Origin of the sequence: Pantoea sp. 18059 (assembly GCF_902706165.1) — a bacterium.
Taxonomy (GTDB): Bacteria; Pseudomonadota; Gammaproteobacteria; order Enterobacterales; family Enterobacteriaceae; genus Pantoea; species Pantoea agglomerans.
Map to the genome: position 1 here is coordinate 1,081,079 of NZ_CACSJS010000001.1, position 15,415 is coordinate 1,096,493.

Annotated in this window: 14 protein-coding genes; 4 read left to right on the forward strand and 10 right to left on the reverse strand. The window is 56.8% G+C overall.

Annotated features, from left to right (window positions below):
• The first annotated feature begins 37 nt into the window (after nt 1–37).
• From GVJ63_RS05095 to GVJ63_RS05110, 4 genes are all read left to right on the forward strand, one after another.
• Complete coding sequence (locus GVJ63_RS05095) at nt 38–973, forward strand: LysR family transcriptional regulator (RefSeq protein ID WP_159226495.1); 936 nt, start codon at nt 38–40, stop codon at nt 971–973.
• A gap of 212 nt (nt 974–1,185) precedes the next feature.
• A complete protein-coding gene (locus GVJ63_RS05100) occupies nt 1,186–2,184 on the forward strand; it encodes an aldo/keto reductase (protein ID WP_159226496.1) in 999 nt (332 codons plus the stop codon).
• 74 nt (nt 2,185–2,258) lie between these two features.
• Nucleotides 2,259–2,576 (forward strand): type II toxin-antitoxin system RelE/ParE family toxin, encoded by a 318-nt coding sequence (locus GVJ63_RS05105; RefSeq protein WP_010258579.1) that lies wholly within the window; start codon nt 2,259–2,261, stop codon nt 2,574–2,576.
• 80 nt (nt 2,577–2,656) lie between these two features.
• Complete coding sequence (locus GVJ63_RS05110; RefSeq protein ID WP_010258577.1) at nt 2,657–2,989, forward strand: HigA family addiction module antitoxin; 333 nt, start codon at nt 2,657–2,659, stop codon at nt 2,987–2,989.
• A gap of 162 nt (nt 2,990–3,151) precedes the next feature.
• On the opposite strand, the gene GVJ63_RS05115 is transcribed toward GVJ63_RS05110, so the two are convergent.
• From GVJ63_RS05115 to GVJ63_RS05160, 10 genes are all read right to left on the reverse strand, one after another.
• The gene (locus GVJ63_RS05115; protein ID WP_045139882.1) at nt 3,152–3,544 is read right to left on the reverse strand and encodes a flagellar protein FlhE; all 393 of its coding nucleotides are present in this window, start codon (nt 3,542–3,544) and stop codon (nt 3,152–3,154) included.
• On the reverse strand, nt 3,544–5,637 hold the full coding sequence (gene flhA, locus GVJ63_RS05120; RefSeq protein WP_010258569.1) for a flagellar biosynthesis protein FlhA: 2,094 nt from the start codon (nt 5,635–5,637) through the stop codon (nt 3,544–3,546). The genes GVJ63_RS05115 and flhA overlap by 1 nt, the downstream gene beginning before the upstream one ends.
• Nucleotides 5,630–6,781, reverse strand: coding sequence for a flagellar biosynthesis protein FlhB (flhB, locus tag GVJ63_RS05125; protein WP_033772015.1), 1,152 nt, complete (start codon nt 6,779–6,781; stop codon nt 5,630–5,632). Before flhB ends, flhA begins: the two co-directional genes overlap by 8 nt.
• Before the next feature lie 188 nt (nt 6,782–6,969).
• The gene (gene cheZ / locus GVJ63_RS05130) at nt 6,970–7,611 is read right to left on the reverse strand and encodes a protein phosphatase CheZ (protein ID WP_003849160.1); all 642 of its coding nucleotides are present in this window, start codon (nt 7,609–7,611) and stop codon (nt 6,970–6,972) included.
• A gap of 9 nt (nt 7,612–7,620) precedes the next feature.
• Nucleotides 7,621–8,010, reverse strand: a complete 390-nt coding sequence (gene cheY / locus GVJ63_RS05135; protein ID WP_010258559.1) for a chemotaxis response regulator CheY — start codon at nt 8,008–8,010, stop codon at nt 7,621–7,623.
• Between the two features lie 39 nt (nt 8,011–8,049).
• Nucleotides 8,050–9,099, reverse strand: coding sequence for a chemotaxis response regulator protein-glutamate methylesterase (locus tag GVJ63_RS05140; RefSeq protein ID WP_010258555.1), 1,050 nt, complete (start codon nt 9,097–9,099; stop codon nt 8,050–8,052).
• Complete coding sequence (cheR, locus tag GVJ63_RS05145; RefSeq protein ID WP_010258551.1) at nt 9,099–9,971, reverse strand: protein-glutamate O-methyltransferase CheR; 873 nt, start codon at nt 9,969–9,971, stop codon at nt 9,099–9,101. Before cheR ends, GVJ63_RS05140 begins: the two co-directional genes overlap by 1 nt.
• A gap of 80 nt (nt 9,972–10,051) precedes the next feature.
• Nucleotides 10,052–11,728, reverse strand: coding sequence for a methyl-accepting chemotaxis protein (locus GVJ63_RS05150; RefSeq protein ID WP_010258548.1), 1,677 nt, complete (start codon nt 11,726–11,728; stop codon nt 10,052–10,054).
• A gap of 106 nt (nt 11,729–11,834) precedes the next feature.
• Nucleotides 11,835–13,397, reverse strand: a complete 1,563-nt coding sequence (locus GVJ63_RS05155) for a methyl-accepting chemotaxis protein (RefSeq protein WP_022625501.1) — start codon at nt 13,395–13,397, stop codon at nt 11,835–11,837.
• Nucleotides 13,398–13,591: 194 nt separating this feature from the next.
• On the reverse strand, nt 13,592–15,265 hold the full coding sequence (locus GVJ63_RS05160; protein ID WP_159226497.1) for a methyl-accepting chemotaxis protein: 1,674 nt from the start codon (nt 15,263–15,265) through the stop codon (nt 13,592–13,594).
• Nucleotides 15,266–15,415: the final 150 nt, after the last annotated feature.

A 15,415-nucleotide genomic window follows, 5' to 3' on the forward strand; every position in this document is an offset into this window, starting at 1 on the left:
GCTCTGATCCCCCAAATCTTCGCAGCAGGATGGTGTTATGTCTGTAGCCGCGCACCTCATCAGCAGCCACCTTCCCACCATAAAACAGTTACAGTGCTTTCTGGCCGTTGCGCACGAGCTGAATTTTCGCCGGGCCGCAGAACGTCTCAGCATGACGCAACCGCCGCTTACTCGTCAGATTCAGAGTCTGGAAGATCTGCTGGGCCACTCGCTGTTCAGCCGCACGACCCATGAGGTAACGCTCACCGATTCTGGCCGTGCGCTGGTCGCGAAAGCGGAAGCGATCCTGACTGCGCTGAGTGCCCTGAAGCAGGATGCGCAGCCCGCCGCGGCACGGCTACGCATCGGGCTGACCCGCACGCTGAACTTTGAACTGATTTCGCCACTTAACCGGCAGCTCGCCGCTTTTCATGCCAGCGAAGAGATGGAGATGCCCCGCCTGACCTCCCCTCAGCTTTTGCAAAGCCTGGCCAAAAACAGTCTGGATTTAATACTCACCGGAGAAAAGGGGTCGGATACGGAAGACACCATTCAGTACGCCTGGGTTTACCGTGAGCCGCTGCTGATTGCCATACCGTCGGCGCATCCTGCCAGTGTGGCGGAACGGGTCTCGCTGGAAGCGCTGGCCGATCTGCCGCTGTTCTGGTTTGCCCGCAGCGCCAATCCGCTGTTTTACGATAAATGCGAGCGCTACTTCGCCACGCTCAGCGTCTCGCTGAAACGGGTGAGAGAGCCGGACGATTCCCTGCTGATGCTGTCACACATCGCCAGAGGAAAAGGATTCGCCCTGATGCCGCAGTCAAAATGCACTTTTAATCAGGCAGGTCTCTGTTACCGCCCGCTGACAGAAGATGCGGCACAGCAGCTGGCGATAGATGTTTACGCGGCTATTCGCGCCGATGAAAAAAATGAGGCGGTTCTTAATGCGCTGAGAGAACTCTCTCATCCCGGGAATGCGATAAAGTCCGCATGATGCCGCCCCGCTGAAACAGAGCGAAGCACCACCACACTCTTCTTCCTTGTTAATCCCCGCTCAGCCTGTTGCTGAGAGCTTACTGTGTCGACACGCCGGATGGATGTCTGAAGCCCTTTCATTCGCCTGATACCTTTTTTGCATGACGGAAAGAGCAATTCATTGCTTTCACGCGGAGTGAAACAATCGCGTCTCACATACGAGGAGCGACAATGAAAAAGCGAACGTTAACTCAGGGTCTGGACGTCAGCGCAATCGGCTATGGCGCGATGGGGCTCAGCGAATTTTATGGTCAGACCGATGACCGTCATTCCCTGCAACTGCTCAATAAGCTGCGCGATCTGGATATCACCTTTATCGATACCGCCGATCTTTACGGGCGCGGTCACAACGAGCAGTTGATAGGTCAGTTTCTTGCCGGGCTCAATCGGGCCGAACGGCTGAAGTTCACCGTTGCCACCAAATGTGGTATTGAACGCCCTGCTGATGCGGCCTATGCCCGCACCATCAACAATCAGCCGGACTACATTACCCGCTGCTGCCATGCATCACTGAAACGGCTGGGCGTGGAGCGTATCGATCTCTTTTATCTGCACCGGATCAGTCCGGCGACACCGATTGAGGAGAGCATGCAGTGTCTCAGCCGTCTGGTGCAGGAGGGAAAGATTGCCCGGATTGGGCTGTGTGAAGCATCGGCTTCAACGCTGAATCGGGCGCAGGCGATCCATCCGCTGGCCGCGCTGCAGACGGAGTATTCACTCTGGACGCGTGACATCGAAGAGGAGATTCTCCCTATGGTGAAAAAGCTCAGTATCGGACTGGTGCCCTACTCGCCGCTGGGCAGAGGATTCCTGACGGGTAAATACCGTAAAAACAGCGATTTTGCCGAGGGTGATTTCCGCAAAAATAATGACCGTTTCCGGCAGGAAAATATCGATCACAATCTCCAGCTTCTTAACGCGGTGACGCCACTTGCTGAGAAATATCACGCCACAACCGGGCAGATTGCGCTGGCCTGGCTACTGGCACAGTATGAAAAAATTGTGCCGATACCAGGCACCAAACAGATCGCTTACCTTACTGAAAACGCGCAGGCCGCAGATATCGAGCTGGAAGAGGAAGATATCGGGATGCTGAACGCTGTTCATCAGCAGATTGAAGTTAAAGGCGGTCGCTACTCTGAGGAGGGAATGAAGGGGGTGAACGCCTGAATACAAACTACGCACTTGCGCACTGTGCCTCGGTGCGTTAAATTGTTTTCAGTGTGATACAGGGAGGTAATGAGGTGGCGACGTTAAGGAATATTGAAAGTTTCAGGGATGACTGGCTTAAGGATTATTTTTTATATGGCAAATTTTCTAAAAGAATACCGTCAAGCCTCTCATCAGCGCTGGCGCGAAAGCTCGACATGATCAATGCGGCGATTAACTATAAGGATTTAAGGTCGCCGCCTGGCAATCGTTATGAGGAACTAAATCCGCCTCTCAAGGGATATGCTTCAATCAGGGTCAATGAGCAATATCGGCTGATCTTTAAATGGATAGAAGGTAAGGCCGTTGACCTTTATCTGGATGCTCATAGTTATAAAACGCACAAGCGATGAAAACTGAGCCTGGCTGCATCAGGCGCTGTAAGACAGCATGTAACACATCAACCTCTGTCAGTAATAAAGAGAGCAAGACTATGAACCAGGCGACCCGCAAACCGACCACTGTCGGTGATGTATTACTTTACGAATATCTGGAGCCAACCGGCCTGAAGATTCTCGACTTAGCGGAGATGCTCAAAGTGCACCGCAACACCGTCAGCGCTCTGGTCAACAATAACCGGAAGCTGACGCCGGATATGGCTTTCAGGCTGGCTGCAGCTTTCGAAACCAGCGTTGAGTTCTGGCTTAATCTGCAAAACAGTGTCGATATCTGGGAAGTGATGCATGATGCCAGGGCACAGGAGGAGATCAGTCGCGTAACACCGTTGAAGGATTTTCTGGTGCAGAAAGAGAATCAGCTGGCGTGAAAAGCTTTATAACGCACTGGTCATGACGGGATTTGAAACGGGTCAATTATCTGTCAGCCGCTGGGTCAGGGTTAGCATCGGTTTACAGCCAGGGTCATCACGTAACAAGGGAGCCAGGAGGCGATCTCCGGCTCGCCTTCAGTCAATTCAGCAACGATACCCTTACTCGTAATTGACCATTACTTCACTGCTCACCACCCGTAATCCGGGTGGCAGCGCCCCGCTTCCGGCAAAACCAAACACCATGTGCAGGGTCTCACCGGCGCTCAGATGTGCCAGCCCGCGCGTGGTGCCGCTGGCCCCCTCCAGGGAAGTGCAGCGCTGTTCGCCGCACAAGCGCACCTGCAGGCCGGACGGGGCCGGTCTGCTCAGCTGATAACGCCAGTTAATAACGCTGACCTCCCCGCCAATGTCGGCGGGCGGCGTCAGCGGCTGCGCCCGTTGCCAGCTGCCGCGGTTCGCCAGCAGCGGCCCATTGGCCGTGGCGCTCCAGGCACCACCGGCCGCCTGCGCCATCAGTGGCAACATCAGAAATGCCATCACCAGCCAGCGCATTATTTGCCTCCGATGGTGGCAGTCATACGGATCTGACGGTTGTCGCTCAGCTCCAGATTAGAGAGCACCACCAGCTGTGGCAGATTGCGGCGCAGGAAACGCGCCAGCAGCGCACGCAGCGGATGATTGACCAGCAGCACCGGCGGCGCGCCCAGCATCTCCTGACGCTGTAATGCCGCCTGTGCCTGACTTAACAGCCGATCGGCCAGACCCGGCTCCAGTCCGCCACCGCCCTGCAACGCCTGTAACAGCAGGCGCTCCAGCGTGGAATCGAGCCCGATAACCTGCACTTCGTCATTACCCGGGAACCACTGCTGAGTAATCGCACGGCCCAGCGCCACACGCACCACGCTGGTCAGCTCCTGCGGATCGCTCTGCACCGGCGCATGTTCCGCCAGCGTTTCGATAATGGTGCGCATATCGCGAATCGACACCCGCTCCACCAGCAGGTTCTGCAGCACCTTGTGCAGGGTGGTTAGCGAGATCACACCCGGCACCAGATCTTCGGTTAGCTTCGGCATCTCCTGAGTCACACGATCCAGCAGCTGCTGCGCTTCCTGACGGCCAAACAGCTCGCTGGCGAACTGGCCAATCAGATGGTTGAGGTGGGTTGCCACCACGGTACTGGCTTCAACTACGGTAAAGCCCTGAATCTGTGCCTGCTCTTTCAGCGCGCTATCAATCCAGACCGCCGCCAGTCCAAAGGCGGGATCAACGGTCGCTTCGCCCGGCAGACTTCCGGCAGCCGTGCCCGGGTTAATCGCCATCCAGCGGCCAGGATAGGCATCACCGCTGCCAATCTCCACCCCTTTCATCAGGATGCGATAGCGTGCCGGTGGCAGCTCCATGTTGTCGCGGATATGCACCACCGGCGGCAGGAAACCGACATCCTGAGCGACTTTCTTACGGATACTGCGGATACGTCCCAGCAGCTCACCGTTTTGCTGATGATCGACCATCGGAATCAGGCGATAGCCCACTTCCATGCCCAGCGTATCTTCCAGCTGCACATCGGTCCACGACGCTTCGGTGGCGGCTGGCGTGTCCGCCGTTTTGGCGATGCCGCCCGTGACTTCCACTTTCTTCTTCGGCTGCATTTCGCGGCCGCGCAGCCACCAGGCCAGACCCAGTAAGGCGGCGGTGAACAGCAGGAAGACGAAGTTCGGCATGCCCGGCACCAGACCCAGCAGACCAATCACGCCGGCGCTCAGCATCAGCACGCGCGGATCTTTGAACAGCTGAGTGACCATCTGTTCGCCGACATCCTGATCGGTGGCAACGCGCGTCACGATAACACCGGCTGCGGTAGAGATAACCAGCGCCGGGATCTGCGCGACCAGACCATCACCGATGGTCAGCAGCGTATAGGTCTCTGCGGCATGACCCACATCCATACCGTGCTGCACCACGCCCACCAGCAGGCCGCCGATGACGTTGATCACCATGATCATAATACCGGCGACGGCATCACCACGAACGAACTTACTGGCACCGTCCATCGAACCGTAGAAGTCCGCTTCCTGGGTCACTTCGGCACGGCGGCGTTTGGCGTCATCTTCACCGATCAGACCGGCGTTGAGGTCGGCATCGATCGCCATCTGCTTACCGGGCATCCCGTCCAGCACAAAGCGCGCGCCCACTTCGGCGATACGGCCAGCACCTTTGGTGATAACCATAAAGTTGATGATGACGAGGATGATAAACACCACGATACCGATGGCGAAGTTACCGCCCACCAGGAAGTGACCGAACGCTTCAACCACCTGTCCTGCCGCGGCGGCACCCGTATGCCCTTCCATCAGGATGATACGGGTTGAAGCCACGTTCAGCGCCAGACGCAGCAAGGTAGAGAACAGCAGAATGGTCGGGAACGCCGCAAACTCCAGGGTCCGCTGGGTGAACATCGCCACCAGCAGGATCATGATCGACAGCGCAATGTTAAAGGTGAACAGCAGATCGAGGATGAACGGCGGTAATGGCAGAACCATCATCGACAGGATCATCAGGATCAGTACCGGCCCGGCCAGCACCTGCCACTGCATATCTTTAAAGTTGCCCGGTAAACGTAGTTTTGCGGCCAGGTTATTAGCCATCGTTTTTGCTCTCTCCTGCAAAGTCCATCTCTGCCGGAACCGGCAGGTTTTTTGGTTTGGTTGGGATCAGGCCGCCTTCGCGCTTCCAGCGACGCGACTGCCAGACCCACGCCAGCACCTCGGCCACGGCGGCATAGAGCGCGCCGGGAATGTGCTGACCAATTTCAGTATGTCGGTATAACGCACGCGCCAGCGGCGGTGCTTCCAGAACCGGGATGCGGTGTTCGGCAGCCAGTTCACGAATTCTCAGGGCGATCTCACCTGCGCCTTTCGCCACCACTTTCGGCGCACTCATCTTCTTCTCGTTGTACTGCAGTGCCACCGAGTAGTGCGTCGGGTTGGTGACGATGACATCGGCTTTCGGCACATCCGCCATCATTCGGCGTCGCGCTGCGGCGCGCATCTGCTGCCGGATGCGCCCTTTAACGTGCGGGTCACCTTCCTGCTGCTTATGCTCGTCGCGGATCTCCTGCATCGACATTTTCAGCTTTTTAAAGTGGCTGTGCAGCTGCCAGAAGACGTCATACCCGACCATCGGGATCAGCCCCAGCATCACCAGCGAACAGCAGACTGCGATCATCTCCATGCCGTGAATCAGCGCGGTGACGGGCGCTTCGCTAATCAGCCGCAGCATCTCGGGCCAGTGGCTCCAGATGTACCACCAGCCCACCGAGCCGACCAGAATAGTCTTAAGGATGCCTTTAAACAGTTCGGTCCAGGCCTGCGCCGCAAACATTCGCTTGAACCCAGCCATCGGGCTCATCTTCTTCGGGTCGAACTTGATCGATTTACCGCTGAAAACGATACCGCCCAGCAGCATGGGCGCGGCGATTGCCACCAGCACCAGACCGCCCATCAATGGCAGCAGCGCCATCAGTGCCTGCGTGATCAGGCTGCCGATGTGGCTGACGATAATTTTGTCATCTCTGACCATGCCGTGATCAAAACGGAGTCCGGTGGCGACCATCGCCGCCAGCCGGTGCGCCATCATGTTGCCGCCCATCCACAGGATCATGATGCCGGCCAGCAGCATCAGTACGGATGTGAGTTCGCGTGAACGCGGAATCTGGCCCTCTTCACGCGCTTTCTCAAGTCGGTGGGCCGTGGGCGATTCTGTTTTGTCTTCGTCGCTATCTTCAGCCACGACAAACCTCGGTTGGCAGGAATTCTGAGCATAGGATGCCAAATCTGGCTTAAGTTAAAGCGGAGATAAGATGAAGAAAACAGGCGTTCTTTCGGGGATGGGTCTGACAATGCGGAACGGGGCCACCCGAAGGTGACCCTGTTTATTATAAGCTGCAGCTGTTTCACCCGCCCGCAGGCGGACGAAACCTAGAACCCTAAGCTGTCCAGCAGGTCATCAACCTGATCCTGGTTCGCCACCACGCCCGGTGCATCGGCGTGAATCTGCGGCCCGTTCAGCAGGCTGGTGCCTTCCTGACGCTTCTCAGCGCTGACTTCTGGCATATTCTCCAGCAGCACCATTAACAGCTGGCGCTCAATTTCCTGGATCACATCCATCATGCGCTTGATCACCTGACCGGTCAGGTCCTGGAAATCCTGCGCCATCATGATTTCAAGCAGCTGCTTGTTGGTAAAGGCGGTATGCTCTGGCACGGCGGTGAGGAATGCGCGCGTATCCGTCACCAACTCCCGCGCATCACCCAGTTCAATCGGGTTCTCAAACCACTCATCCCAACGCCCTTTCAGCTGGGTTGCCCCGGCTTCCATCTTATCCTGATGGGGTTGTGCTGCTTCAACACAGTTCAACGCACGGTCAGCGGCCTGCGCCGTCATCTGCACAACATAATCCAGACGGTCGCGGGCATCAGGAATGGCTTCAGCCGCATCGGCTATGGCTTTATCCAGCCCCAGCTCGCGCAGGCTGTCGCGCAGCATGCGCGTCAGAGAGCCAATACGTGAAATGATGTCGTGTGCCGCGGCATCCTCAGTTGGTTTCGGAAAGTCGCTCATCACATCCCCTTACATGCCCAGTTTTTCGAAAATTTTACCCAGCTTTTCTTCCAGGGTTGCCGCAGTGAATGGCTTCACGACATATCCGCTGGCACCGGCCTGGGCGGCGGCGATAATGTTCTCTTTCTTCGCTTCCGCGGTCACCATCAACACCGGCAGCGAACTCATTGCCGCGTCGGCACGAATGGTCTGCAGCAGCTGCAGGCCATCCATGTTTGGCATGTTCCAGTCGGAAATCACGAAGTCGAAACCACCCGCTTTCAGTTTGCCGAGGGCATCCACACCATCTTCCGCTTCTTCTACGTTATTGAAGCCCAGCTCTTTCAGCAGGTTACGCACAATACGACGCATCGTATTGAAGTCGTCTACTACCAAAAAGCGCATGTTTTTATCAGCCATATCTACTCCTGAGTTGTCTCGCCCGGCGGGACGGGCCTGTTAAATACGCAATGCCTGTCCGGCGCTAATTTTCGCCAGCATGTGCTGGCTGATGTTGCTTAAATCCACGACTTCGCTCACGCCGCCTGTGGCAATGGCCTCACGCGGCATGCCAAATACCACACAGCTGGCTTCGTTCTGGGCGATAGTCCAGGCGCCTGCCCGATGCATTTCCAGCATCCCGGCGGCACCGTCGTTGCCCATGCCGGTGAGGATGACCCCCACCGCATTTCGTCCGGCGTAAGTTGCCACCGATTTAAACAGCACATCCACAGAGGGTTTGTGCCGGTTAACCGGTGGCCCTTCATTCAGTTTCACCACATAGTTGGCGCCACTTCGGGCCAGCTCCATGTGCATTGCGCCTGGCGCGATATAGGCATGGCCTGGCAGAATACGCTCACCATCTTCAGCTTCTTTCACCGTGATCTGACACAACTTGTTCAGACGCTCGGCAAAAGAGCGGGTAAAGCCTGGCGGCATATGCTGGGTAATCAGCAGTGCCGGGCTGGTCGCCGGTAACGGCTGCAGCACATGGCGAATCGCCTCGGTACCCCCGGTTGAGGAGCCAATCGCAATCAGCTTCTCACTACTCAGTAGCGGACCCGCTTTCAGCGTCGCCGGCACCGGCATCGCTGCACGGTTGTGCAGTCGGGCACGGGAAGCTGCACGAATTTTGTCGCCAATCATCTGGCTGTAAGACAGCATTCCTTCGCGAATACCGAGCTGTGGCTTGGTGACGAAATCCACCGCTCCCAGCTCCAGCGCGCGCAGGGTAATTTCAGAGCCTTTCCCGGTCAGCGATGAAACCATCACCACCGGCATTGGCCGTAACCGCATCAGTTTTTCCAGGAAATCGAGGCCATCCATGCGCGGCATTTCCACATCCAGCGTCAGCACCTGCGGATTGAACTGCTTAATCAAATCGCGGGCGACCAGCGGATCGGGCGCCGTAGCGACCATCTCCATATCCGGATGGCTGTTGATGATTTCAGTCATCAACTGCCGCATCAGCGCAGAGTCATCTACGCACATCACGGTGATTTTGCTCATCATCTTTCCTTCGTCAGTCCATAGACGGTTTGCCCGCGCAGCCAGAACTCTTTACTGATCTGACTGAAGTTTTCTGAGTGCCCGGCGAACAGAATGCCACCCGGCTTCAGGAGCGGGACAAACCGACGCAGAATCTTCTCCTGCGTCTCTTTATCGAAATAGATCATCACGTTGCGACAGAAAATAGCGTCGAACTGACCCGGCAGCGCCCAGTCATTGGCCAGCAGGTTAAGCTGCGCGTAAGTGACCATATTGGTCAGCTCGGGACGCGCCCGCACCATACCGGCATGAGGACCGGTGCCGCGCAGGAAGTAGCGCTGCATTTGCGCGGGTGACAGCGTGCGCAGCTCCTCCTGGCGATAAACACCCGCCACCGCTTTTTCCAGCACCTGGGTGTCGATATCGCTGGCATGAACCTGGAACTTGCCCGGTCCGGTGCCCAGTGCTTCCGCCAGCGTCATGGCGATGGAGTAAGGCTCTTCGCCGGTTGACGCTGCGGTACTCCAGACGCTGAAGTTGCCCTGTCGCTTACGTGCATGCTCCGCCAGAATCGGGAAGTGATGCGCTTCGCGGAAGAACGCGGTCAGGTTAGTGGTCAGGGCATTGATAAACGCCTGCCACTCGGCACTGTTCGGATCGGACTCCAGCAGCGCCAGGTAGCGACCGAAATCATCGATATTCAGCGTACGCAGGCGACGAACCAGACGGTTGTAAACCATCTCACGCTTGTGATCGGCCAGTACGATACCGGCACGCTGATAGATCAGCTGGCTGATACGACGAAAATGCGTATCGGAGAGCGGTAAACGCTGCACCATCTGCGACAGCAGCGTTGTCGTCTCATTTTGATCTAAAATTGTCGATTTTTTCATCTCTGCACCTGGCCCGAACTCAATACATTATTTGTCTGCTGCGATGCCCGGCGGCTCAATAGCGGCCGGGCCACGGGCGTTTAAAAGGTTTCCCAGTTGTCGTCGCTGCGGGTAGCAGGCGAACGACCAACGGCTAACGGTGCATCTGACTGGAGAGTTTTCATCGCCGTTGTCTTGTTAACGGCCTGAGCGACAAATTCTTTACCAATATTGAACACTGATACCGCTTGTTTTAAATGACTTGCCTGATCTTCGAGCGCTGCAGCCGCTGCCGCTGACTCTTCGACCAGTGAGGCGTTCTGCTGGGTGACGCGATCCATCTCGGTCACGGCAAGCCCCACCTGGTCAATGCCACGGCTCTGCTCGTCTGACGCTGAGGCGATCTCACCCATGATGTCGGTGACGCGGGTGACCGCGCTGACGATGTTGCTCATGGTGTCACCGGCGCTCTCTACCAGCACCGAGCCGGTATTAACGCGGCTAACCGAATCTTCAATCAGACCTTTAATCTCTTTGGCGGCCTGGGCGCTGCGCTGCGCCAGGCTGCGCACTTCACCGGCAACGACCGCAAAACCGCGACCCTGTTCACCGGCACGCGCCGCTTCAACGGCCGCATTCAGCGCCAGGATGTTGGTCTGGAAGGCGATGCCATCAATCACACTGGTGATATCGGCAATCTTTTTGGAACTGCCCGCAATTTCTTTCATGGTGGTGACCACGCCATCCACCACTTTGCCGCCCTGCTGCGCGGTTTCAGAGGCGGTCAGCGCCAGCTTGGACGCCTGACGGGCGTTTTCGGCATTCTGCTTCACGGTCGCGGTGAGCTGCTCCATGCTGGCAGCGGTCTGCTCCAGCGAAGCGGCCTGCTGTTCGGTACGCGAAGAGAGATCGTTATTGCCGATGGAGATTTCGCTGGCACCGGTATAGATGGCATCAGAGCCGTCTCGAACGGTACGCACGGTACGGACCAGCTCCTGCTGCATGTGCTGCAGCGAAGTGAGTAACTCCCCGATTTCGTTACGCACGCTAATCTCAACCGGCTGGGTCAAGTCGCCCCGTGCGATGTGCTGGATATGCTCAATGCTCTGACGCAGCGGACGGATCAGCACCGAGCGCATCACGTTCCACACCAGGATAATCATCAGCAAGGTCACTGCCAGCGTGGCGATAACGATAGTGATGGAGCGGGTATACGCGTGCTGGTTGGCTTCCACACCCTGCTGAGACAGCGCTTTATTGTGCTCAAGCCACTCGCTGTAATCTTTCTGGAACTTGTCCTGGTAGCTCTGGGTCGGCTGATCCACAAAACCTTTGAAATTGCCGGCGGTGAAGAAGACCATCAGCTCCGCCAGCGCATCGTGATAGGCCTTGTAGTTCGCCTGTAACGCCCGGACGTTTTCGGCCGTTTTGCCTTCTTCTGACAGGTTATCGTTGAATATCTGATAGCTGACTTCAGCCTGCTTCAGCTCCTCGCCCGCCAGGGCGACCAGCTCTTTCACGCTGGCACCCGAGCCCGACATCTGTGCATCCTGCAGAAAACGGATACCGGCGCGGTTAAGGGTGTTGCGCGCCTGAACCAGCGAAACCCATGAGGTGCCCATCGCCTGTTGCAGAGTATTCAGGCGTTGGTTGTAGGCAAAATTCTCTTTATCTGAACTGACAGTTTTGAAAAACATTCCGCCGGAAAACAGCTGCAGCAGCGCAAACAGCGCCAGCACACACAGCAGGCCGGAGACGACTCGTACTCGACTAAACATAAACACCTCATTGGTTGGCGATTCGTGTGTATTTATCGGCGGAGACGGGGGGAACTTTATGCATGGCGACGGCTTTACGCCGCCGCCATGTTGAAAGAGGAAAAAATCAGGCGCGGGAAATTTTGAAAACGGAGACGGCCTGGGTCAGGACGCTGGCCTGCTGCTCCAGTGCGGCCGCAGCGGCGGCAGACTCCTCAACCAGCGAGGCGTTCTGCTGGGTCACGCGATCCATTTCGGTAACGGCCAGACCGACCTGCTCGATACCGCGGCTCTGCTCATCGGAAGCCGAGGCGATCTCACCCATGATGTCGGTAACGCGGGTCACGGCACCCACAATCTCATTCATGGTGCTGCCGGCGCTTTCAACCTGCAGTGAACCGCTGTTGACGCGTGACACCGAGTCTTCAATCAGGCCTTTAATCTCTTTGGCGGCCTGGGCGCTGCGCTGGGCCAGACTGCGCACTTCACCGGCCACCACCGCAAAACCGCGACCCTGTTCACCGGCACGTGCCGCTTCAACCGCCGCATTCAGCGCCAGGATATTAGTCTGGAAGGCGATGCCGTCGATCACGCTGATAATGTCCGCGATCTTCTTCGAGCTGCCGGCGATCTCTTTCATGGTTGTGACCACGCCATTCACCACTTTACCGCCCTGCTGCGCGGTTTCGGAGGCGGTCAGCGCCAGCTGGGATGCCTGACGGGCGTTGTCAGCATTCTGCTTCACCGTGGCAGTGAGCTGCTCCATGCTGGCAGCGGTCTGCTCCAGCGAAGCGGCCTGCTCTTCGGTGCGGGCCGACAGGTCGTTGTTACCGGCGGCGATTTCGCTGGCACCGGTAAAGATGGCATCAGAGCCGTCACGCACATTCCCCACCGTCATCACCAGCGACTGCTGCATCTCATGAATGCCTGCTGCCAGCTGGCTCATCTCATTACGCCCCTCAACCACAATCGGCTGGGTCAAATCGCCGGAGGCAATAGCGCGTATCTGTGCCAGCAGCTGTTGCAGCGGCTGAATCAACACCTGACGCAGGCCAAACCAGCAGGTAATAATCACCGCAAGCACCGCAACACCAATCGCGGCCAGCAGCCACATCATCTGTTTAAAGGCTTTCTGGTTCTGCGCCATTCCCTGATCGGAAAGCTCAGTCTGACGCGCACGCCATTTGTTGTAGCTCTCCTGCATCGCGACCTGTTTCTGCTCAATGTTCTGTTTAAACATCCCTTCCAGGTCACGCGCCTGCAGACTTTTTACCATCGCCTTCAGGCCGTTTTCGTAGTTAGCGTAATCCGCTTCAAGCGTGTCGCCCATGGTTTCGTCAAGACCTGACGTGGTTGGCAGATGGTAATAGATTTTAAAGTGGCGATCGGCTTCCGCTAACTGGGTATTGGCTTTGTTGATCAGCTCATCAAGCTGACCGCCGTTCATCTGCGAGGCCATGCTGGTCTGTAAGCGCAGCATGCCGCGGTTCAGCGTGGTACGGCTGTTGTTCAGTGAAATATAGGCGTCAGTCATCTCGGTGACATTGCGATTGGAGACCTGCGACAGCGCAAAGGACTCTTTGTCTTTATTGAGGGCTGACCAGAAAAGGCTGCCAGCGACTAACTGGAGCGCGCCAAAGATGACCAGGACTGCGATTAAACTGGTCACCACTTTTATTTTTTTTAACATCTTGTTCCCCTGCAGGTTAATTTAGGTGCAGCGGCTATATCGGCGATGTAACAGGATTAATTAACGCTATTCAGCGCTTTCAGGAGAGAAGTGGCTTTTGTAATTATTTTTATCAGCATGAGCTGCTGAGTTTGGCTTTACGCAGAGGAATCGCGAGGGGTTGCTGCGCATCCCGCAGGATGCGCAGCGTGACATCAGAAGGTTTCCCAGTGAGTATCACTGACCGGCGCCGTCAGGGCTTTGCGTGGTGCCAGCGCCGCCGTAGCGGGTGCGGCAATCGGCAGATGCTTTGTCAGCGTCTGCTGCAACGCGCCGCGTTTAATTTTGAAGACCGACACTGACTGACTTAACCGGCTGGCCTGATCTTCCAGCGAGGCGGCTGCCGCAGCGGACTCTTCCACCAGCGAGGCGTTCTGCTGGGTAACGCGATCCATCTCAGTGACCGCCTGCCCGACCTGATCGATACCGCGACTCTGCTCGTCCGACGCCGAGGCGATTTCACCCATGATGTCGGTGACGCGCGTAACCGCACTGACGATATCGCTCATGGTTTCCCCGGCGGTGCCGACCAGTTGCGAACCGACATTGACCCGGTTCACTGAGTCGTCGATCAACCCTTTGATCTCTTTTGCCGCCTGGGCGCTGCGCTGGGCCAGATTACGCACTTCGCCCGCGACCACGGCAAAACCGCGACCCTGCTCGCCGGCACGCGCCGCTTCAACGGCGGCGTTAAGCGCCAGAATATTAGTCTGGAAAGCAATGCCATCAATCACGCTGGTGATATCGGCAATCTTCTTCGAGCTGCCAGCGATTTCGCTCATGGTTTTCACGACACCCGCCACCACGTTGCCGCCTTTTTCTGCGGTTTCTGAGGCGCTGAGTGCCAGCTGTGACGCCTGGCGGGCATTTTCGGCGTTCTGTTTCACCGTGGCTGTGAGCTGCTCCATGCTGGCCGCCGTCTGCTCCAGTGACGCCGCCTGCTGTTCTGTGCGGGCAGAAAGATCATTGTTTCCGGCAGAGATCTCGCTGGCACCTGTGAAAATCGCATCCGAGCCGTCACGCACATTGGTCACCGTGCGCACCAGTGACTGCTGCATGTCATGCAGACTGGCCGCGAGCTGAGTCATCTCATTGCGCCCTTCCACCACAATCGGCTGGGTTAAATCGCCCTGGGCGATATGCTGGATGTGATTAATGCTGCTGTTGAGGGGTGTCATCACGATTTTGCGCAGTCCAAACCAGCAGAACACGATCACGGCGACCACGACAGCCATGATGGTGGAGAGGATCCACATCATACGGCTGTAAGCCGAACTGTTCTCTTCAACACCAAGCGTAGTCAAGCGATTCTGATCGGCTCGCCATTCACGGTAAAGCGTCAGAAACGCACTCTGACTTGGCGCCACCGGGGCTTTACCGGCCGCAATCAGATCGTTTGCCTGTAGCGCCGTCTGCAACTGATCCAGCGCAGCGCCATAGTCGCTGTAGCGCTGCTCCAGCTGGTTGTTTAACTCACTATTTTGTCCCGGCGTATCGGGTGTCTCTTTAAAGACTTTGAAAAAACCGGCGGCCGCCTGCTGAAAGTTTTTGCTGTCGTCAAACAGCGTGGCGACATCGGCCGTTTTGCCTTCCAGCTTACTGGTGGCGAAACGCAGCTGAATACGGGTCAGCAGCACCCGGCTCTGGTTAAGACTCATATAGGCGTCGTTGAGCGACTGCGTATTTTGCATCGCCAGCTGCGACACGGCGAAGCTTTGCTTGTCGTGGCTTAATGCGGAGTAGAAAACAGAACCGGAGAAGGCCTGTAACAGCCCAAACACCAGCAACACCAGTAACAGGCTGGTGACAACACGGATTTTCGTTAACATGAGTAACCCTGAAGAAAGTAGGTAATTAAAGTGACTGAGGGATTATCGGCAGGTGACAGCGGGAAATTAGAGTGCAATGCGGCTTTATTGTATGATTAGAAAGGAATTATCGCTCAGTGAAACTATCACGGGCCAGCCATAACCGGCCCG

Coding starts and splice junctions, on each gene's coding strand:
- cheR (WP_010258551.1), bottom strand. CDS start 9,971: ATGAAAAAATCGACAATTTTAGATCAAAATGAGACGACAACGCTGCTG.
- GVJ63_RS05150 (WP_010258548.1), bottom strand. CDS start 11,728: ATGTTTAGTCGAGTACGAGTCGTCTCCGGCCTGCTGTGTGTGCTGGCG.
- flhA (WP_010258569.1), bottom strand. CDS start 5,637: ATGGCTAATAACCTGGCCGCAAAACTACGTTTACCGGGCAACTTTAAA.
- GVJ63_RS05155 (WP_022625501.1), bottom strand. CDS start 13,397: ATGTTAAAAAAAATAAAAGTGGTGACCAGTTTAATCGCAGTCCTGGTC.
- GVJ63_RS05110 (WP_010258577.1), top strand. CDS start 2,657: ATGAACCAGGCGACCCGCAAACCGACCACTGTCGGTGATGTATTACTT.
- GVJ63_RS05160 (WP_159226497.1), bottom strand. CDS start 15,265: ATGTTAACGAAAATCCGTGTTGTCACCAGCCTGTTACTGGTGTTGCTG.
- GVJ63_RS05140 (WP_010258555.1), bottom strand. CDS start 9,099: ATGAGCAAAATCACCGTGATGTGCGTAGATGACTCTGCGCTGATGCGG.
- GVJ63_RS05115 (WP_045139882.1), bottom strand. CDS start 3,544: ATGCGCTGGCTGGTGATGGCATTTCTGATGTTGCCACTGATGGCGCAG.
- GVJ63_RS05095 (WP_159226495.1), top strand. CDS start 38: ATGTCTGTAGCCGCGCACCTCATCAGCAGCCACCTTCCCACCATAAAA.
- GVJ63_RS05100 (WP_159226496.1), top strand. CDS start 1,186: ATGAAAAAGCGAACGTTAACTCAGGGTCTGGACGTCAGCGCAATCGGC.
- cheY (WP_010258559.1), bottom strand. CDS start 8,010: ATGGCTGATAAAAACATGCGCTTTTTGGTAGTAGACGACTTCAATACG.
- cheZ (WP_003849160.1), bottom strand. CDS start 7,611: ATGAGCGACTTTCCGAAACCAACTGAGGATGCCGCGGCACACGACATC.